This window comes from Asprobacillus argus (genome assembly GCF_032248395.1).
Classification (GTDB): Bacteria; Bacteroidota; Bacteroidia; order Flavobacteriales; family Flavobacteriaceae; genus Polaribacter; species Polaribacter argus.
In genome coordinates, this window is the sequence record NZ_JAVTTO010000001.1 from 200856 (window position 1) to 223150 (window position 22295).

12 protein-coding genes and 1 tRNA gene are annotated in these 22295 nt (G+C 35.9%); 7 read left to right on the top strand and 6 right to left on the bottom strand.

Annotation, left to right across the window (positions count from 1 at the left end; all coding sequences use genetic code 11):
- Positions 1 to 4 precede the first annotated feature (4 nt).
- The 3 genes from RQM59_RS00915 to RQM59_RS00925 all read left to right on the top strand — a co-directional run bounded on the left by RQM59_RS00915 (position 5) and on the right by RQM59_RS00925 (position 9351).
- A complete protein-coding gene (locus RQM59_RS00915; RefSeq protein ID WP_349240174.1) occupies positions 5 to 886 on the top strand; it encodes a phage tail-like protein in 882 nt (293 codons plus the stop codon).
- A gap of 91 nt (positions 887 to 977) precedes the next feature.
- Entirely contained in the window at positions 978 to 2324 is a 1347-nt protein-coding gene (locus RQM59_RS00920; RefSeq protein WP_349240175.1) for a peroxiredoxin family protein, read from the top strand.
- Positions 2325 to 2751: 427 nt separating this feature from the next.
- The gene (locus RQM59_RS00925) at positions 2752 to 9351 is read left to right on the top strand and encodes a DUF8693 domain-containing protein (RefSeq protein ID WP_349240176.1); all 6600 of its coding nucleotides are present in this window, start codon (positions 2752 to 2754) and stop codon (positions 9349 to 9351) included.
- A 306-nt stretch (positions 9352 to 9657) separates the two neighbouring features.
- Here RQM59_RS00925 and RQM59_RS00930 read toward each other — a convergent pair whose 3' ends face one another.
- The 4 genes from RQM59_RS00930 to RQM59_RS00945 all read right to left on the bottom strand — a co-directional run bounded on the left by RQM59_RS00930 (position 9658) and on the right by RQM59_RS00945 (position 12741).
- Complete coding sequence (locus RQM59_RS00930) at positions 9658 to 9912, bottom strand: hypothetical protein (RefSeq protein ID WP_349240177.1); 255 nt, start codon at positions 9910 to 9912, stop codon at positions 9658 to 9660.
- A 59-nt stretch (positions 9913 to 9971) separates the two neighbouring features.
- Positions 9972 to 10934, bottom strand: a complete 963-nt coding sequence (locus RQM59_RS00935) for a hypothetical protein (protein ID WP_349240178.1) — start codon at positions 10932 to 10934, stop codon at positions 9972 to 9974.
- A gap of 97 nt (positions 10935 to 11031) precedes the next feature.
- The gene (locus RQM59_RS00940; protein ID WP_349240179.1) at positions 11032 to 12435 is read right to left on the bottom strand and encodes a tyrosine-type recombinase/integrase; all 1404 of its coding nucleotides are present in this window, start codon (positions 12433 to 12435) and stop codon (positions 11032 to 11034) included.
- A gap of 233 nt (positions 12436 to 12668) precedes the next feature.
- Positions 12669 to 12741, bottom strand: a tRNA-Met gene (locus tag RQM59_RS00945).
- A 130-nt stretch (positions 12742 to 12871) separates the two neighbouring features.
- On the opposite strand from RQM59_RS00945, the gene era reads away from it, so the two are divergent.
- Positions 12872 to 13753, top strand: a complete 882-nt coding sequence (era, locus tag RQM59_RS00950; protein WP_349240180.1) for a GTPase Era — start codon at positions 12872 to 12874, stop codon at positions 13751 to 13753.
- Here the strand turns inward: era and RQM59_RS00955 are convergent.
- Positions 13750 to 14259: an MFS transporter gene (locus tag RQM59_RS00955; RefSeq protein ID WP_349240181.1), complete on the bottom strand. Its 510-nt coding sequence runs from the start codon at positions 14257 to 14259 to the stop codon at positions 13750 to 13752. The genes era and RQM59_RS00955 overlap by 4 nt on opposite strands.
- Before the next feature lie 89 nt (positions 14260 to 14348).
- Here RQM59_RS00955 and der point away from each other — a divergent pair, with 89 nt between their 5' ends.
- The 3 genes from der to RQM59_RS00970 all read left to right on the top strand — a co-directional run bounded on the left by der (position 14349) and on the right by RQM59_RS00970 (position 21020).
- Positions 14349 to 15662, top strand: coding sequence for a ribosome biogenesis GTPase Der (gene der, locus RQM59_RS00960; protein WP_349240182.1), 1314 nt, complete (start codon positions 14349 to 14351; stop codon positions 15660 to 15662).
- A 118-nt stretch (positions 15663 to 15780) separates the two neighbouring features.
- Positions 15781 to 18558 (top strand): outer membrane beta-barrel protein, encoded by a 2778-nt coding sequence (locus RQM59_RS00965; protein WP_349240183.1) that lies wholly within the window; start codon positions 15781 to 15783, stop codon positions 18556 to 18558.
- Between the two features lie 77 nt (positions 18559 to 18635).
- Entirely contained in the window at positions 18636 to 21020 is a 2385-nt protein-coding gene (locus RQM59_RS00970) for a GAF domain-containing protein (RefSeq protein WP_349240184.1), read from the top strand.
- Positions 21021 to 21034: 14 nt separating this feature from the next.
- Here the strand turns inward: RQM59_RS00970 and RQM59_RS00975 are convergent, their stop codons facing one another.
- The gene (locus RQM59_RS00975; protein ID WP_349240185.1) at positions 21035 to 22237 is read right to left on the bottom strand and encodes a Pycsar system effector family protein; all 1203 of its coding nucleotides are present in this window, start codon (positions 22235 to 22237) and stop codon (positions 21035 to 21037) included.
- Positions 22238 to 22295: the final 58 nt, after the last annotated feature.

The window sequence follows — 22295 nt, forward strand, 5'->3', positions numbered from 1 at the left end:
TATAATGAGAAAAATAATAGTAGGAGCATCGCTTTTAGTAATGACTATATGCAATGCTCAAATCGGAATAGGCACAAATACACCAGACCCTTCTGCCGCATTAGAAGTACAGAGTACTACCAAAGGGTTCTTACCCCCCAGAATGACAGAGACTCAAATGTCCGCGATTTCTGCTCCTGCAGAAGGATTGATGGTCTATTGTACCAATTGTTCACCTAAAGGATTGTATATATTTGATGGTTTTGTGTTTAATAATACTGCTGGTACTGCCAGCGTTGGAACACCCTCTGTAACTGGTGCTGGGGGTGCTGTATGGATGGACCGTAATTTAGGAGCAACACAAGTGGCTACTTCTAGTACAGATTATTTGGCATATGGCAATCTTTACCAATGGGGTAGAACTAGTGACGGGCATGAGGTCATTAACTGGACCTCATCAACAACGAGCGATAATGCTGAACAATCCAATGAAACTGCAGGACCGGTAGCTAGTGGGGCTGAGGGTACGAATTTTATTACAGTTCCAAGTCAACAAGATTGGCTAACTGTGCAGGATGATGCACGTTGGGATGGCGCCAATAAAGGAGTTCATGATCCTTGCCCGACGAACTTTAGAGTACCTACAATAGCTGAATGGGATGCAGAACGATTATCCTGGTCTTCTAATAATAGCTCAGGTGCTTTTGCAAGCCCATTGAAACTTACCCTTGCTAGTTCACGACTTATCAATGGTGAGTTATTTTTTCCAAGTTTCGTTGCTTATTATTGGTCCAGTACGGTTAGTGGGAATAATGCCAGGCATCTATCTTTTAATACTACTTCTGCTGAACTTAATTCATTTGCAAGAGCTCATGGTACTCCAATTCGTTGTATTAGGACCTATTAAACATTTAGAAGAATCAAACTAAAAAACAAATTGAAAACTTGCTGTTTAAAACCCATAGTAACTAATGAAAAGTGTAAATAAAATATTAATTATGAAACGTATAGCGATTGCACTACTTATACCATTATGGATACAACAAACCTTTGGTCAAGTTGTAAAAGGAAACTTGCAGCAGCATAAGCACCAGCCTATTAGTCTTACCGGCTTTGATTATTACAAGTCTTATGAGTTGGGAAAAACGACCATTGATAGTTTAGGCAACTTTACCCTACCATACCCAAAACAGTATGCAGGGGTGGCTATATTAAAGATTGATAGAAGCAGTACTCTCCTTATTTTAAATAAAAAACATATTGAACTTGCTGGTACTCATTTAATGGATTATGATAGTTTAAACTATAAAAACAGCTTTCAAAATAGAATGTTTTTAAAGATCGCCAAAGCGAATGCTTTAAATGATCAGGCATATGCAGGTCTTCGATATTTAACAAAAATATATACCAATGCTCACTTCAAAAAGCAACATAAAACTTTAGTAAATATAAACGAAGAGATTAAGCGTATAGAACAAAGCAATTTGTTAGAAACATACGCCATTGCTAAAGAAAGTTATCTCTTTTGGTATGCTCCTTTACGAAAGTTGATTAGCGATATGCCCCAAACGTTTAGAAATTATACAGAACGTATTCCTGCGGATATTGCACAGTTTAGAAAGATAGATTTTACACACCCTAATTTTAAGACTAGTGGCTTATTTAGAGAACTCTTAGAAGGGCATTATTTTATGTTGGAGAATATGGGGCAACCATTAGACAGTATATACGTGCAAATGAATTTAAGCACCGATTATTTAATTGAAAAATTGAAACAAAACGATAGTCTACTGAATACTACTTCTAAAGAACTCTTTAAACTATTCGAAAAGCGTAGTTTGTTTAGAGCGGCGGCTCATCTGTCAAGCAAGCTCTTAGATAGCACGAATTGTAGATGCGTCATAGAGCAAGATTTACAAAAGAAAATGCAGAAGTATGTATTGCTAAAGGTCGGGAATACAGCTCCGGATATTAAGTTAACAGCTTCAAAAAAATTGAGCGATCTAAAGCAAAACGTACTCCTTGTGTTTGGATCTAGTCATTGCAAGGCTTGTAAAGAAGAAGCTGTGCAATTACTACAATATTATACTCTATGGAAAGATAATAATACTCCCATAGAGGTTGTGTATATAAGTTTAGATACTGACAAAAAAACATTTAATACTGCCTTTAAAAATGCTCCATGGCAAAGCTATTGCAATTTTCAAGGTTGGAATATGCAAGCAGTAAAAGAGTATCATGTATATGCGACCCCTTCCTATTTTTTGCTAGATAAAGAATTGAAAATTTTAGTACACCCTAAATCTATTGCTCATGTAAATGCATGGATTCAAGGGAAAATATAACGTACTCAAAACATGTTAACATGATGTCACCCCTAGTTTAAATTAATAAAATTTATAATAGATGGTTTGTAAAGTATGTAATAATAAAACTAGAAGGGTACGTAGACGAGGAGTCCAAAGGTTAATTTTTAGAAAAAAATTTTGGTGTTCGAGTTGTTATTCTAGATTTTATATTTATCGGATATTGAACATAGTGAAATGGAATTAACTTATGCTGGGGGGTATATGTTGATTCATATCTAAGTGGGGGTTAGATTTTACTTTAACTGTAAAGTAACTCTTCCAGAATCCGATACCTGCCCTGATTCTTTACCTCCATTCAAAGTAATCAGGGCTTTTTTTTACGAAAAAATTCATACAGATTATATGCTATTGAACAAAGTTCAACAGGCTTCCTAATGCCCTTATAAAACGTAAATAAAAAAACATGTATCAAAAAATAATCTTATTTATCTGTGCTTTTTTTATGCTAAATATAGTAACAGCACAATTCTTAACCTATAATGATGGAACTTATGACATTGCTGGTTACACCTCTGGGACCTCTGTAGCTCTTCACGTTGGTTTACAAGAGGGTTCTCCAACTGCTATGCTTTTTAATAATGATGGAACCATCCTATATGTGATGGGGCATAATGGTGATGATATCAACGCCTATCCTCTGCCTACTCCTTATGATATTTCTAGTTATACCTCTGGGGCCTCTGTAGCTCTTAATGTGGGTGCACAAGAATCCCTCCCTAATTCAATGCTTTTTAATGATGATGGAACCATTTTATATGTGATGGGGTCTAGCGGTGATGATATCAACGCCTATCCCCTGCCTACCTCTTACGACATTGCTAGCTATACCTCAGGTACTAGTGTGGCACTTAGTGTTGGTGCACAAGAATCTATCCCATTCTCAATGCTCTTTAATAATGATGGAACCATTTTATATGTGATGGGAATTGAGGGTGATGATATCAACGCCTATCCCCTGCCTACCCCTTATGATATTTCTAGTTATACCTCTGGGACCTCTGTAGCTCTTGATGTGGGTGCGCAAGAATCCCTCCCTTATTCAATGCTTTTTAATAATGATGGAACCATCCTATATGTGATGGGGGCTGATGGTGATAATATCAATGCATACCCCTTGCCTACTCCTTACGACATTGCTAGCTATACCTCAGGTACCAGTGTAGTACTTAATGTGGGTGCGCAAGATGATATTCCAGTGGATATGCTTTTTAATGATGATGGAACAATCTTATATGTGATGGGGTTCAATGGTGAAAATATCCATGCCTATCCTTTACCTGGTCTTATATATTCAGAAGCCCCAGCCAATGATGGAACAATCGATAACAGCAATCCTTTAACTATAGACCTTACTGGAGACACCTTTGTAGATTTAGGATCTGGTGCTTTAACCAGTGCTCAGGTAACTGTTGGTAATGTCCCTGTGGGACTTACCGCTGTAATGACCATTACAAACCCTACCCAACTTACCCTTACCTTTACAGGGACTGCCACCGCTCATGACCATATAAATGATGTCTCCAATCTTACTTTTGCCTTTACCGATTTAGCCTTTGCTGGAGGAAATGCAAGTGTCGTTACCAAATCAGGAAGTAGCGCCCCCTATCAAAGTGTTGCTGGGATGGATTTTAGAGACACTCCCGTGATAACCATTGCAGATGTAAGCAGTAATGAGGATAATGGGAACATTACCATAACAGCTACCTTAGACAATGCTGTGGCAGGAGGATTTACCGTAGATGTTAGTACTGCAGATGGTACAGCAACCATTGCAGATAATGATTACACAGCTATTAGCAATCAAATACTCACCTTTGCTGGAACCGCAGGAGAGATCCAAACATTTACTTTAACTCCTACCTCAGACGCAAAAACAGAAGACGATGAAACCATCATCATTAGTATGAGCAATTTAAGTATATCCAATACAAGTGTAGACATTACAGATACTGCTACCATAACCCTTACAAACGACGATGTTTCATTCTTAAGCTACAATGATGGACTGTATGACATTGCTGGTTATACCTCTGGAACCAGCTCAGTACTTAACGTTGGGTCTCAGGAATCCAGCCCTTTCTCAATGCTCTTTAATAACAACGGAACCACTCTATATGTCATAGGAACTAATAGTGATAAGATTCATGCCTATCCACTCCCAATTCCTTACGACGTTTCTAGCTATGCAGGGGGCACCAGCGAGGCCCTTGATGTAAGCCAACAAGAAATGAGTCCACAAGATATGCTTTTTAATGATGACGGAACCACCTTATATGTTCTGGGGGATGTCGGTAATGATATTACCGCCTACCCGCTAGATACTGCTTACGATATATCTAGCTATACCTCTGGGACCAGTGTGGCTCTCGATGTAAGCGCACAAGAAACTAGTCTCCGCTCAATGCTCTTTAATGATGATGGAACCATCTTATATGTAATGGGGTCTAGCGGTGATGATATCAACGCCTACCCGCTCCCAACTCCTTACGAGATTTCTAGTTATAGCACAGGCACAAGTGTAGCTCTTAATGTGGACGCACAAGATAGCAATCCAATTGCTATGCTTTTTAATGATGATGGAACCATCTTATATGTAATGGGACAAGCTGGTAATGATATCAATGCCTACCCGCTAGATACTCCTTACGATATTTCTAGCTATACTTCTGGCACCAGTATAGTACTTAATGTGGGTGCACAAGATGCCGCTCCATCAGCTATACTCTTTAATGATGATGGAACCATCTTATATATGATAGGATATATTAATAATGAAATTCATGCCTATCCTTTACCTCCATTCATGTATTCTGAAGCCCCAGCCAATGATGGAACAATCGATAACAGCAATCCTTTAACCATAGACCTTACTGGAGACACCTTTGTAGATTTAGGCTCTGGTACTTTAACCGGTGCTCAGGTAACTGTTGGTAATGTCCCTGTGGGACTTACCGCTGTAATGACCATTACAAGCCCTACCCAACTAACCCTTACCTTTACAGGGACTGCAACTGCTCATGATAATATAAATGATGTCTCCAATCTTACTTTTGCCTTTACCGATTTAGCCTTTGCTGGAGGAAATGCAAGTGTCGTTGCCAAATCAGGAAGTAGCGCCCCCTATCAAAGTGTTGCTGGGATGGATTTTAGAGACACTCCCGTGATAACCATTGCAGATGTAAGCAGTAATGAGGATAATGGGAACATTACCATAACAGCTACCTTAGACAATGATGTTGCAGGAGGGTTTATCGTAGAGGTTAGTACTGCAGATGGTACAGCAACCATCGCTGATAATGATTACACAGCTATTAGCAATCAAATACTCACCTTTGCTGGAACCGCAGGAGAGATCCAAACATTTACTTTAACTCCTACCTCAGACGCAAAAACAGAAGACGATGAAACCATCATCATAAGTATGAGTAATGTATCCAATACAAGTGTAGACATTACAGATACTGCTACCATAACTCTTACAAACGACGATATTTCATACTTAACCTACAAGGATGGAGCTTACGACATTGCTGGTTACACCTCTGGGACCTATACAGCTCTTAATGTTAGCATTCAGGAATCCAGCCCATTATCAATGCTTTTTAATAATGACGGAACTATCTTATATGTCTTAGGTAATGATGGTGATAAGATCAATGCCTACCCACTAGATATTGCTTATGATATTTCTAGTTATACATCAGGGACCAGCGTAACACTTGATGTAAGCGCACAAGATACTAATCCAAAAGATATGCTTTTTAATGATGATGGCACCATATTATATGTCTTGGGAGATGATGGCGATGATATCAACGCCTATCCGCTACCTACTCCTTACGATATATCTAGCTATACATCAGGTACCAGCGAAATACTTGATATTGTATCGGCATCTGTTCTCTCTTTAATGCTGTTTAATGATGATGGGACTACATTGTATATTCTACAAGGTCATTCTCTCTATGCGTACGAACTCCCTATTCCTTATGACATTTCTAGTTATACCTCTGGAGCCTTATCAGTACTAAATGTTTTCGCACAGGATATAATCCCAAAAGATATGCTTTTTAATAGTAATGGAACCATCCTCTATCTGTTAGGAGATTCTCACAATGACATTACTGCCTATGTGCTCTCGATCCCCTATGACATTTCAAGTCATACTTCGGGCACCAGCATTGCACTTGATGTTGGTACTCAAGAAAATACTCCAACAACTATGCTCTTTAATCATAATGGAACCAATTTATACGTAATGGGAGAATCTGGTGATATCCACACCTATCCTTTACCTACACTTATTTATTCTGAAGCCCCAGCCAATGATGGAACAATCGATAACAGCAATCCTTTAACCATAGACCTTACCGGAGACACCTTTGTAGATTTAGGCTCTGGTACTTTAACCGGTGCTCAGGTAACTGTTGGTAATGTCCCTGCGGGACTTACTGCGGTAATGACCATTACAAGCCCTACCGAACTAACACTTACTTTTACAGGGACTGCAACTGCTCATGATAATATAAATGATGTATCCAATCTTACTTTTGCCTTTACCGATTTAGCCTTTGCTGGAGGAAATGCAAGTGTCGTTACCAAATCAGGAAGTAGCACCCCCTATCAAAGTGTTGCTGGGATGGATTTTGAAGATAACTTTCATCCTGCAATCACTCAAATCTATGAAAATACTGGAGGTAAGGTTATTGAATTAACCAATATTGGAACCGTTACTACCATCCCAGAAAATACATTACACTTGTGTTTGTTTACCAATGCTTCAGGAGACCAAACAGGAGTTACACCAAGTGCAGTTTATACGATACCCTTTTCTTTGGCACCTGCTACTACCATATTAGTAGAGTCTTCAGGTTTGTCGGGTGTTACTATTATCAACTCACCCACTAGAGAAGTTAACGCCGCAATAACGAACTTTGAGGGAGGAGATGATATTATCATTATTTCTAACACTTCAGATGGTACGGCATGGCAAAATCGATTCGATGTAGCCGAAAATTTTTATGACACCACATCTTATGTTCGAAGTGACGAGGTCATTTTTCCTAATACAATTTATACAGCTTCAGAATGGATTGCTTTTGTGGACGATACTTTAGACCCTTACAGAGCGCAAACCTCTGGAGGGCCAGAACGTCATCCACATGCTCCATTGATTTCTGAAGTTTCAGGAAGTACAGCGAATAAAAATCAAGGATTAGGATATCATAAAACAGGGGTTACTTCAAGAACGGGATCCGCTTGGTCTAACGGGGAGCCAGATCGTTCAAGAAGAGTCTCTATAGATGAAGATTATCATCATACAGGGTCTAACTTCACAGCCAGAACATTAACTGTAAACAACAATAGCAAATTTTCTATTACCAATGACTTGTTGCTGGTTTCCGAACAAATTAATCTAACAGCAACCAATGATGAAATTCGTTTGATTGATGGATCACAACTCATCACAACACATGCCAGCATTTCACAAACAACAGGAAGTGGAAAATTATATGTAGATCAAGATTCGGATGTTTCGAGTTTGTATCGTTACAATTACTTCGGCTCTCCTGTAAACAGTATAGGAAGTAATACATATTCTGTTGCTGATATACTAAAGGATGGAACAAATCCCACCTCTGAATTATCTACCCCTTTGAACATTAACTTTATAGGAGGTTTTGATGGAAATGCAGCAACGAGTCCTATTTCATTGGCAGAGTACTGGATTTACACCTTTGGTGCTTCTGCTTCATGGGATCAGGTTTTTAGTAATGGAACTATTCCTCAAACAGATGGGTTTATTTTTAAAGGCCCTGGTCAAGCTCAGAACTATACTTTTGCAGGAACGCCAAAAGATGGCACTCTACAGACCAATGTAGCGGCGAATACATCCTATTTATTAGGAAATCCATATGCATCGGCCATCCGATCACAGAAATTTATTGAAGACAACTTAAGCTCTATCACAGGAACACTCTATTTCTGGGAACAAAAAGAAAGTGTTAATGGAGAAGTAGATCAAAATGGACACAATCATAATGGTTATGTTGGTGGTTATGCTATTCGAAACATAGCTATGGGAATTGCAGCCAATAATGTAGCAAATGAAGATAGTAGCACTGGAGCAGCTGGTTTAGGGCAAGGGGTATATAAAGAACCTGCTCCTTATATCGCTATTGGTCAAGGCTTTTTTGTAGGAGGAAGTATCACTGGCGGAACTATTGAATTTAACAACAGTCAGCGTGAATTCATTCAAGAGGGGACCCAGTCAGTTTTCTTTAGGAATAGTAATTCTTATAATAATTTAGCCGCTCTAAAAATAGGGATGGATTATCTAAAGGAAGACGAGGAACTGGAACTACACAGACAAATTGGAATCTCTTTTATTGACGGCAATACATTTGGATATGAAAAAGGGTACGATTCTCCCGCACTTGATCTGGGAACCACAGATATCTATTGGGATTTAGGAGATGATACTCCTTATTTCATTGCAGGGGTTGGAGCTATAGAAGACAACATGGAAGTTCCACTTACAATTTTAATGGGTTATTCAGGGGAAATACATCTTTCTTTGGACGAATGGGATCATATTGACAGAGAGGTGTACATATTTGACCAACTTGAAGGAACTTATTATCACATTAGCCAATCTAAAGCTACATTAACCCTTGAAGTTGGAGAGTACAAAGATCGTTTTACTTTACTTTTAAGCGCTGAAGTTTTACATACGTCCATGCCAGATTTGACAAACTCTTTGTTATTCATTTTCTCAGATACTGATCAACAAGAAATTGTAGTTCAAAACTACAACGGCGTTACCCTTGAAAATGTAAGGTTATATGATATTTTAGGAAGGGAAATTCGTCAATGGGATGAAGATTTGAAGGTAGGACCAGAATTACGATTAAAATTAAGAAAAAAGCTGGAAGGAGTTTATATTATAAAGATTAAAACCAATAAGGGAGTGATTTCGAAAAAACTCTTCCTAAAGTATTAACCAATCCCATATTACCTCATAGCCCTTTTTGGATACAATTCCTTGAATTGCATTTTTCACATTTTATAGCGCTCAATTTTTTAAGTGTCAATTTAGGTCATTGAGCAATATAAAATCAAGGTTTTATAATCTCTAACAAATTTTAAATATTTCAATGAGCATATCATACCGTTCACTTAGAGCGATATGTATATTTAAATTTCTCAGAATCAACAACAAGTAGTTTTTAGTTTTAATAAGCACCTGTTTACTAAACTAGTAATAACTATTTATCGAAAAAATAACATAACCCTTCATTACTTGAATCTATTCATTTCTATTATTGCCAAAGGGATTCGCTTTTAGATACACTAATTCCATCCTTCTCATATCGTAGTATGGTAATCTTCCTTCCGAGTCAGCTGCCATATTCTGTATTCTCTGAAATCTTTTCAAACTGTTCTCTAGCGCTTTAATATCTGCTTTTGTAGCAGGCTTATTATCTTGTTTAGTAAAAATGTTTATCGCAGCCTCACTGAGTAATGTTCCTGCCATGGAATTACCAACTCCTACCAAACTCATCTTATCAACGCTTGTTTTTTCTTTTTTTTCTAATTTGTTATTAGAATCTTCTTTTGTGATTAACTTTTCTTCAGAAGATTTGGTCTCACCTCCCAGTTGTTGTTGTTTTCTGACATGATATGCATTAGACCTGCAACTGGCACTGCAATATCGTTGCACTCTTCTACGAGTTGGACGAAACTCTTTAAAACAATATTCACATGTATACATGGGTTTATCCATAAGAATAAAAATTTATACGTCAAATTTCTATCAACATTAAAAACATGCTCCAATAAAAACGATCTGGCCTCCTGATCTGTAATAAGCTTTAGATTCTTCTTTTTGATTTGTTTTGTTGTTGATGTTGATTCTGTTGTGTCTATATTTATTTTTGGAAGTTGATTATCTTCAAAGAAGTTTCTAAACTTATTTACAGCTGTGTTGTTTTTATCGCTTTGTCGCTTTTGTAGTTGCTGATCTATATGGTTTATGTTTTCGGGAAATAATCTTTCTATAAGATTATTTGTTTTGATCTCCCTTAAGTAAGGGATCTCTGTTTTTGGAAAATACTTTTTTAATTTTAATGTATGTTTTTCAAAGACTCTTCTTTGAATATCGAATACTTGCTTATCAAATGCGTTGTTTTTGCTTTGTTCAATATATTTAACCAGGTTCTCGCTCAACCATCTGGTAAGATAGATAAATATCGAAAGGTCTTCTATGTATTTATCCATCAAGAAAGCAAAGGCCTGTTTCTTTAGAGTACCTTTATAATCTAAAAGTAGAAATATATTATGATCTAATGTCGCTTCTTTATGAACTATCTTATGATAATCTTTTTGATCAGCTAAATATATATTCAGACCATGGGTATCATCTATAAGCAGCAATCTTCCAAAAACATCAGCTTGTAACAATATTTCCTTTAACTCCTTTATAGAAGTAATTAAGGAAGTTTTAGGAATATAGATAAGTAGTGGACTATATAATGAAACTCTTAATGTAGTATGTATCTCATCTAATGATCCGGATTCTTGCATATTCTAATTTCTTTTTAAGTGCAAATTGATTTTAATCAACAGTTTCTCTATTCATAAAGATATGGCTTTTGCCTTTTATGGAGTGGCTCTGTGAGCCTTATTTGAGTAGGTGTGAAAAATCTGCCGGCAGTTCCGCATCTATATCTCTTAAATACTTCTCTAAAGCCGACATGGAACTATGACCCGTGATGAGCATTAACCTACTCTTTGCTTCAAAAGGAGAAGAGTCTTTTACCATTTGCCTATACAACTTGGTAATAAAAGTATGTCGAAAACTATATAATCCAAAATCATTACCTAGCTTAAAATGTTTTTTAACCGTTTCTCTAAAACGATTAGAAAAATAACCACGTCTATTCTCTAAAGCTGCTTCCCACTTTCCCCCTATTGCGTTTGGAGTAAACACATAATCTTCTTTGTTAAGTTTGGCAAGGTCTGGTAGCTCTTTTAATAAAATATCAGGAATTATCTTGGTTTTTAGTGGACTATTTTTTGCCTCAAACTGAATCGTTCTACTAATCAGATTGATATCCTTAATCTTTAGTCTACTGACTTCAATAGGTCTTAAAAAACTATAAGAGATAAACTTTATATATAACAATAGTATGGGATCTTTTTCTTCTAAATAGCTAAATATTTTTTCGTTAAGCTCTTTAGAGTAGGTTTTATTACGCTCTGGTTTGGTTTTTAAAACGGGTATCTTTTTAATAAAGTTATGAGCTATTAAATCATTATCTTCTATCGTTTGTAGAATGCTACTTAATTCTGTACGATAATTATTTCTATTTCGAGCACTCGTCTTTATTAGCACATCGTTTAAAAAATTATTTACAATCTTCTTGTCTAACTGATCGATGGTAGTGATTTCTTTATGGTTTTTATCTAGCCATTCTAAAAAATTCTTCACTCTATTTTGATAACTTCTTTTTGTGGAGACACTGATTACTTTTTCTTTTAGCCCCAGTGCAAATTCAAAAGCCTCTTTTATAGTTTTAGTTGGAGTCGTATTTGTTTGATGCTCTTTTTGAATTGGCTCCTCTAATATGGGCTTAGAAGGTTCCTCTTTTAAAGAAGCCGTAGGTTTAACACCAACCTTTATAGTATCCTGCTTACTTATGGATGTTTGTTTACCGTTTTTATTATTTGTAATATTCTGCTCGGCGCTATTTGATTGTTCTTGTGCGATAAGAAATGAATTATCTTCAAATGGACTATATCCTTGTTTTAAGAGTTTTAAAAGATTTCGTCGATATGCAGATAATACACGCATACGCTGTTCTTTGGTTTTGTAACTATTGGTAACGCCATAGATATTTTTCATTCGCTCTAGCCTCCCAGTAACTGGATTACGAAAGGAAAAATACACATACCAGCGCTTTGAAAGATCGCCAGATGCTATATAAATTTTTGGGTCTGAATACCTACGTTTCAAAATTAAATCGTGTTCCTGATTGTGTTCAATTTCGTGTTCTAAGGTAAGGATTTGTTCAGTAATAGACATAAAAAAACGGCTTAGAAGTGAACTAAACCGTCTGTTTATCTACGTTTTTACTTAGTAGCGGGAACTGGATTCATTCTTCCATTTCATTCCAGAATGGGCCTAAAAGGTTGCAGCCCAATGAAAACCTAAAGCGTAAAAACGCCTATGTTATTTTGCACTTCTTCTCAACTGAAACTAGTTTCATTTTTTTGAAGTACAAAAAAACCTCTTGATTTCTCAAGAGGTTTTCGTTGTAGCGGGAACTGGACTCGAACCAGTGACCTTCGGGTTATGAGCCCGACGAGCTACCTACTGCTCTATCCCGCGATTTGGACTGCAAATATATGCCTTTTTACGACTTCTAACCAAATTATTCTCGAAATATTTTAACAATTTCAATTTAACAACTTTATCATCTTTCCATTCAGCACATTAAAAAAGAAAGTATCTTTGTAGCATGACACATAAGGCAGGATTTGTAAATATTATTGGCAATCCAAACGTAGGGAAATCAACCTTAATGAATGCATTGGTTGGTGAAAAATTATCCATCATAACTTCTAAAGCCCAAACGACCAGACATCGTATTCTGGGGATCGTTAATGGAGACGACTATCAGATCGTTTTTTCTGATACTCCAGGAATTATAAAACCTGCTTATGAGCTACAGGAATCTATGATGGGTTTTGTTAAATCTGCTTTTGAAGATGCGGATGTGTTAATCTACATGGTAGAAGTAGGTGAAAAAGAATTGAAGAATGAAGCGTTCTTTAACAAGATCATTCAAAGTAAAATTCCTGTGATCTTGTTGCTAAACAAGATTGATAAATCTACACAGGAAGAAGTAGACGAAAAGATTGCGTATTGGCGCAATAAAGTACCTAATTCCTTTGCCTATGTGATCTCTGCCTTAGAAAAATTTAATGTTGAGTCTGTTTTTTATAAGATCATAGAATTGCTACCGGATGCACCTCCTTTCTATCCTAAAGATCAATTGACAGATAAACCTGAGCGGTTTTTTGTAAATGAAAAAATACGAGAGCGCATTTTGGTGCACTATAAAAAAGAAATACCTTATTCCGTAGAAGTAGAAACAGAAAGCTTTGTCGAAGAAGAAAACATTATCAAGATTCGATCCGTGATCATGGTTGAACGTGATACACAGAAAGGAATTATTATTGGACACAAAGGTTCTGCTATTAAAAGAGTTGGTGCTGAGGCTAGAAAAGATTTAGAATTCTTCTTTGGGAAAAAAGTGTTTATAGAACTTTTTGTGAAAGTGAACAAGAATTGGCGTTCAAACGAAAATCAGCTAAAACGATTCGGCTATAAGGACTAGTTTTCGCTAGATATAGCATCCATTAAAAGTCGATGCAAATCTCTCATTTGCTTTTTCCCAGTAGCTCTTCCAAGTCTTCCTAAAACATACAATAATGTCCAAACAATTGGCAAAGTAATTGTCATTACAATTGGGAATACCAAAGACTCTCCTAAAGAATATTTGATGTATAACATCGATATAAATGTGATGAAAGCTCCTCCAACAATAAAGTGTAGAAACATGAAAAGCGTCCATACTTGAGGTTTAGGCCCAAATAATCCTTTGACTGTTGAAGAAGAAGTTGTCTTTTCTACAACTTCTATATGTAATTGCGGTGACCAAAAATGTGCATCTTTCTCGGGCACATCAATGAAGATATGACTGTCTACAACCTTTGCTTTATATTCTTTAGCTGCTTTTTTAAACTCATTCTGAATCCTTTCTAGAAGAATTATTTCATTCTCCTCCACATCTATAGAAAATCTCGGTCTAAGAAAAATCTCGCTATTTATTTCTTCTTTCAATAAAAATCAATGTATAATTATCAACTTAAACACAGCAAATTACAATAAAATCGTTGCTTAAATTGTATCTTTGCGCAAAATTTCAGATCATGAATAGTATTGTAGCTATTGTAGGAAGACCCAATGTAGGGAAATCCACTTTTTTCAACAGACTTGTGCAACGTAGAGAAGCGATTGTAGATTCTGTGAGTGGTGTTACCAGAGATAGACATTATGGGAAATCTGACTGGAACGGAAAAGAGTTTTCCGTAATTGATACCGGTGGATATGTAGTAGGCTCTGATGATATTTTCGAAGGTGAAATTAGAAAGCAGGTACAGTTAGCAATAGATGAAGCAGACATTATCATTTTTGTGGTTGATGTAGAGCAAGGAATTACTCCTATGGATTCTGAAGTTGCAAAGCTCCTTAGAAAAGTTAAAAAACCTGTTTTTACGGCGGTCAACAAAGTTGATAATGCCATGAGAGCAGCTGATGCAGTTGAATTCTACAACTTAGGGCTAGGCGATTATCATACCATTTCCTCTATAAATGGTAGTGGAACTGGTGAAATTTTAGATGCGATTACAGATGCAATGCCTGAACCTGAAGTAGAAGAAGAATCGGAAAAAGAAGATCTCCCTAGATTCGCGGTTGTGGGAAGGCCTAATGCTGGAAAATCTTCCTTTATCAATGCATTAATTGGCGAGGATCGAAATATTGTAACAGATATAGCCGGAACTACAAGAGATTCTATTGACACAAAATACAATCGTTTTGGATTTGATTTTAATCTGGTAGATACTGCTGGAATAAGAAAAAAATCTAAGGTAAAAGAAGATCTTGAATTCTATTCGGTCATGCGTGCGGTTAGAACAATTGAATATTCTGATGTGGTTATATTAATGGTAGATGCTACACGTGGTTTTGAAAATCAAGATCAAAATATATTCTGGCTTGCCGAGAAAAACAGAAAAGGAGTTGTTGTTTTGATCAATAAATGGGATTTGGTTGAAAAGGAAACAAATACACTGCGTGATTTTGAAGCCGAGATTAAAAGGCAAATCGCTCCTTTTACGGATGTTCCTGTTGTTTTTATTTCTGTGTTGAATAAACAGCGTATTTTCAAAGCTATTGAAACGGCTGTGGAAGTATTCGAAAACAGAAAGCGAAGAATTGCTACCAGCAAGTTTAACGAAACCATGTTAGAGGTCATCAAAAACAATCCACCTCCAGCAACGAAAGGAAAGTTTGTCAAGATCAAATACTGTATGCAACTGCCCACCAAAACACCTCAGTTTGCATTCTTTTGTAACTTACCTCAATATGTTAGAGATCCTTATAAAAGGTATGTAGAGAATCAATTGCGATTACATTACGATTTTACTGGAGTCCCTATTACCATTTACTTTAGGCAGAAGTAGATTTAACAGTGTTTAACACTTTTTAATATTTAGCTACACTTATTTTTCTTTTTTTTGTGACACATTAAAAAGATTGAAGTCTATAATTTATAACGACTGAATAAGAAAACTAATGACTATGAAAAAAGTGATATGCTCTCTCCTATTGTTGATGTCCTCTTTGGCATTTTCCCAATCCACGAGTTATACAATTGAAGGACTGCTAAAATCAAAAAATGATACCACATTTCTAGAATCTGCTACAATACATTTAGAAAAGATTAAAGACAGTTCGGTCGTATCTTATACTATTTCTGACGCAAACGGAAAGTTTAAGTTAGAAGGAAAGACCTTTGACAAAGAATTGCGTTTGGTGGTTTCTTATGTAGGATATACATCGTATACACAGAATATTGTTTTTGACAAAACTTCTTTTCAATTAGGCACCATTCTGCTAAAACCCAATGATAATGTTTTGGACGAAGTGGTTATTCGGTCAAGGGCGCCTATCACCATTAAAAAAGACACGTTAGAGTTTAATGTCAAATCCTTCAAAACAAAAAAAGATGCTACGGTAGAAGATCTACTTAAAAAGCTTCCAGGTGTAGAAGTTGATGATGAAGGAAGGATCACCGTAAACGGAAAGAGTGTAAACAAAATACTGGTTAATGGAAAACCTTTTTTTGGAAACGATCCTACCATTACAACAAAAAACCTATCCAAAGAGATCATTGAAAAAGTTCAGGTCACTGATACAAAAACTAAGGCGCAAGCCTTTGCAGGAGAAAAGGGAGATGATCAAAACAAAACAATTAACCTGACCATAAAAGAAGAAAATAACAAAGGTGTTTTTGGTAGAGTCGCCGCCGGAAAGGGGACTGAAGATCTCTATGAATTTGCTGGAATCGTAAACATGTTTAATAATGATAGAAGAATTAGTTTTCTAGGTGGTGGTAACAACATTAACTCCCCAGGTTTTAGTTTTGGCGAAATTCGTGATATGTTTGGTGGCGGAAATAGTATTTCTGTTAGTAGTAGTGGTGCCTTTAGTATAGATGGACTTTCCTTTGGTAGTGGAAGTGGCATTACTACTTCCAACAATTTCGGTGGAACCTATGCCGATAAGTTCGGAAAAGGGTTTGATGTTAACGGGGATTATTTCTACGCAGGTACAGAAACAGAAACGCAATCCATACGAGATCGTGAAACCATTCTTCCTGATGGTAGCTCATTTTTTACCAAATCAAATAGTAGAGGCTCAAACGAAAATAGAAATCATCGGGCAAACATGGATCTGGATATAGAGATAGATTCAACATTCTTGATCAACATTCGTCCTTCATTTGTTCAAAATAGAAGAGAGAGTTTAAATAATCAATTTGAAGAGTCTTCGGATAACGGCAATAATTTGATAAATAGCTCAACCAGCACCAATTTTAGTGAATCTACCGCAAACAACTTTTCTAATAATTTGGATATTACCAAAAGATTAAACGACAAAGGTTCATTTATAAAGTTTGGATTAGACAACCAAATTGATAAAACAGAAACGAATACGCGTTTCAATTCTGACGTTCAAATTTTTGGTACAACACCTTCTCAAGAACTACGCAATCAAATCAGCGATCAAGAAGTTACATTTAATAGTCTAAGGACCAATATTAGCTATCGATATCCGATTATCTCGAAGAAGTTTTTTATTGACTTTAAGTATTCATTTAGAAAAGACAAGAGGGTCAGTGAACGGAACACCTATGACATCGATCCCGTAACAAGTCAGCAAACATTTAACACAGATCTCAGTACAGATTTTACTTTTGACAATGTTCGCTCCACTCCAAGTATTGATCTAACCTATAGACGAAAAAAATGGTCTACAAGTTTTGAGATAGGACATGTATCAAGAACCCTAGAAAATAGAGATGTGCTTCGACCAATTCAGAGTTTAAAAAGAGATTTTAATGCAATAGAACTCAACGGGAACTTCAACTATAGATTCAGCCCTAAATCATCTATGTATTCAGGATATAGATTGTCAAATACTCCTCCACAATTAAATCAGCTGCAACCTTTCACTGATGTTTCTAATCCATTAAATATTGTTACTGGTAATCCTGCATTAAAACCAGCAAACAATAGTAGAATTTATATGGGTTTCAACAATTTTAATTTTCAAAAAGGCACCGGTTTTTACAGTTACTTAAGTGCCAATTTTACAGACAACCAAGTTGTTTCAAAAACGACCATAGACGATAATCTAATTAGAAATACTACCTACGAAAATGTGAATGGAAATTATCGATATTTTTTGAGTGCCACCTATAGTAAGAGTTTAAAATTAGATACGATTAGAAAGATCAAACTTAGAGTTGGGATGTCTACCAATAAGAACAAGTCGGTTAATTTTTATAACGATGTAAAATACAATTCTATAAATACGGCTGTTTCTCCTAATGTAGGATTTACATTTACATGGAAAGATGCATTCGAAATATCTCCAAGATATACGCTATCATTTAGTAAAACTGACTTTGATCTAGATCAGTTTACGAATCAGAACTTTACAAGACATACATTGCGAATTAGAACTCGAACCTTTGCTCCTAAAAAGTTAGAATGGCGAAACAACATAACACTCCAATACAATCCAAACGTTGCAGACGGGTTTCAAAAGACAGCTTGGTTTTGGAATTCAACCCTGGCATATAGCATTCTAAAAGATAAAGGAACGCTTAGCTTAAAAGCTTTCGATCTTTTAAATCAAAACACCAATGCACGTAGAAGAGCTACTGCCAATTATATTGAAGATTCCGAAAGTATTGTATTAAAGCAATACTTTATGCTAAGCTTCAGTTGGAAGTTTAATACGCTGGGTACCAAGAAGAAAAAATACGGTGGAGACATCTTCATTTTCTAAGTGAATTTTACCCAATTTCGCAAAACATGACCAATCGTTTATTATTTCGTAAATTTGCAGTATAAATCGATTGAATCATGAAAATAGTAAAGTCAAACTTAAACGAGGATATGGAGTTGCCCATGCAGCTAAACATTTCTTTTAAGAAAGTGTTTACTGTTTTTGAAAAATATGCTTCGCCGGAGTTTATTGAACATCCATATCATAAATCTGCTATAGATATGGTAGCAGAGTTCAAAAAATATCCTGAGTTGTTCGATGGTTTTTCCGACTTCTCTTTGTTGGATAAATATAAAGAACAAGTAGAATTATTATTAGAGCCTTTATTTCCAGAGCCATTACTTTTAAATGAGATTAAAGCGGCGAGTGTTCCGTTTTCTTTTACCTCATTTAAATTTACAACTCGTTTTGAAAATATCTTAGAAAATGCAGGAGAGAATTATGAATTAAACGTTCGTAATTTTGAAGAAGATTCCATGTACATAATGGCTTGTACGTTTATTATGAGCTATTATTATGGGTATTCCATGGATATAAAAAGGCCTTTCTTCTTTGATATTCCAGATCAAAAATCAGGAACAACAAGGCATTATAGAGCGGCGTTTAACGGTGATTTTTCCGAGGTGATCGCAACAGAAAATGCTCCTAAGATTACAGATAAAGATTATAAAGAGTTATTGGACAACTTCGATAATTTAGAAGTTTGGAAGGAAAAATTCCCGCCAAACAGTTATATTTTTAAAGGTTTTGGTATTATGAATCTTTTTGATGTAACTGCCGACGAAACGATTTCTTCAATACGAACCAACTTATTAAAAAGTGGTGATAATCTAAATCAGGAATTACAGCACAATTTGCGTGAATTCTTCGCTATTAAAGATTTAATGCTTGGTTTCTCCGTTTTCAATGTTAATGACGATTTAAATAAAGCCAGAATAAAGATCTCCGAGAGTATCTTGTTCAATAATACTGCAGCTGTTTCTTGTTCAGATTACTTTTGCCATCATGTAATAGGTAAAATATTTAAAGACTACGAAACCATTGCTATTTCAGATGTGGAGAAATATGGTCAAATGTCTGGCAAAAATCCTTTCTACGAACAATTGAAGAATGTTGGTATAGGCAGTATTATTTTAATTCCGATCAAAGCTTCCAATGGTCAGGACCTGGCGGTATTAGAGATTGCCTCTCCAAGACCTTTTGAGCTAAATTCTATCAATCAGAACAAACTAAAAGATATACTTCCCGCTTTTGAAGCAGCAGTAGAAAGAGCCACGGAGGAAATGCAAAACGTGATTGAAGCTACCATTCAAGAGCACTATACGACATTGCACGACTCAGTAAAATGGCGATTTATAGAAGCTGCGGAAAAATATCAGCAAGAACTTCAAAATCATAAAGAAGACATAAAACCGGATCAAATTGTTTTTAACGATGTATATCCTTTATTTGGGCAAGCTGATATTAAAGGTTCTTCAACAGCAAGAAATGAAGCCATTAAGGAAGATTTGACTACGCAACTCACGTTAGCGATCAATGTGTTAAAACATGCCTGTGAGACCGAGAACTTACCAATCTATAAAGAGCTTATGTTTCGTGTAGATGGGTATCTATCGAATGTTAAAGACGGCTTGAACGCAGGTGATGAAGTTGGTATTCTAGATTTCTTGAAAAGAGATATTTACCCCGTTTTTAAACACATAAAAGAGCTTAGTAAAACGCTTGCTAACGAAGTTGACATTTATATGGAGCGTTTGGATAAGGATCTACATGTGGTGTACGAAAGAAGAAAAGCATATGAGGATAGTGTTTCATTGCTAAACGATAAATTAGGTAAGTTTATAGATACCAAGCAGCACGAAGCACAAGAAATGTTTCCGCATTATTTTGAACGATATAAAACAGATGGTGTAGAGCATGATATGTACATTGGTCAATCCCTAGTAAAAAACAAGACGTTTGACCCATTATACTTGTACAATCTCCGTTTGTGGCAGTTGCAACTGATGTGTGAAATGGAAAATGTCGCATTTGCCATAAGAAAATGTATGAGTCATGATCTTAGAGTTGCTTCTCTAATCTTAGTTCATAGTAATCCGTTGGCGATTCGATTTAGAATGGATGAAAAACAATTCGATGTAGATGGAGCTTACAATATTCGTTATGAAATCATTAAAAAACGAATAGACAAAGCACATATAAAAGGTACCGATGAACGATTAACAGTTCCTGGAAAAATCTCTATTGTTTACTCTCAAGACAAAGATGCTATTGAATATTTAAAGTATGTGAAATACTTGCAGTCAAAGAAATTCCTTGGAAAGGTTGAAAAACTAGAGTTGGAAGACCTTCAAGGTGTATCTGGGCTGAAAGCGTTGCGTGCTGAAGTGGTATATCAAGAAAATTTTGATGAATCGGATACGATTACACTTCAAGACCTTATAAAAGAAATTCAATTATAGTTTATAATCATTAGCTATACAGCAACCTCTTGCATCTTGAATGAAAGAGCGAAGGCAATCACGGAAATGATTATACCGATAATAAAGACGGTATAGGTTGTTCTTAAAATACTATATTTTCTATTCAGTACTTTACCTAGAAAATACAAATCCTTTGTCATAGAACCGTATAAGTAGTCTTTGTCTTGCATGAGTTCGTTCATAGCCCACTCAAACTCTTCTAATTTCATCTTATGAAAATTTCCGAAAAACAATAAGTTCACCTTTTTGTTCTCAACATCCTGTTTCGTGAACTTTCCACTCGTTACATTAGGTCTGGTCGCCAATACAGACAATACCATAGATATAATGGTAAATAATACAAAAATAATCGTTGGAATGATCAAATAGCTATTAGAAGGATTGTCCAGTTTAGGTAATAGGTTAGAAAGCGCTAGTGAAACAATAATGGCATTTACGGAAAGTAAAATGTTTGCCTTTGTATCGGCAATATCACTTAAGGTAATATGATTTCGTAGTGTTACTCTAAACATAGTTTCAATTCCACGCTCTGGCAACTTGGCCTTATTCTTTTTTAACGCCAATTCTTCTGCTTGCTTTTTAGCTTTCTTTTCCTCTTTTTCTTGCTTAGATAATGACTTGAATAGGGAAGCTAAGTTTTTATCCTTTCCAGCCTGCCAGTTTTCTAGGGCATAATCAGTGTAGAATCTATGATGTTTTGTAAAAAAGGAAATGTTCTCCTGAATCCATTCAATATTCGTATACTTTTTATCCTGAACAACCTCCCACTCTCTTCGCAATAGCTCACTTATCTCAGAATAGTTCTTTTCAGGAAAATGAGAACAATCAGCATCTCTGATTATCTTCTCCAAATTATTTAGAGGTTCATACCCCATTTTGGTAGCCATAATTAAATGCGATATCTCATCGATAAGCGCATCAGAAATGTCATGTTCTTTTAAAAACGCTTTTGCAATAGCAACACTTGCCTCTTCATGATTATCCTTTCCTTTTGTATACCCCGTATCATGAAACCAAGCAGTTAAGATCAACTTATGAGCCTGTGCTCCCTCTACACCCTCTGCTTCAACAATCTGCTTCGTTGCCGCCACCACACGTTGTGTATGACTTAGGTTATGATACACAAATTCACGCGGAAGACTATCATTTAATAATGACGAAACATATTTTTCTGTCTCTAAAATAAGTTGCTCCATAAAAAAGTATTTATGCTAAATTAAAAATAAATTATTTGATAGTTTCTATCTGTAAGGA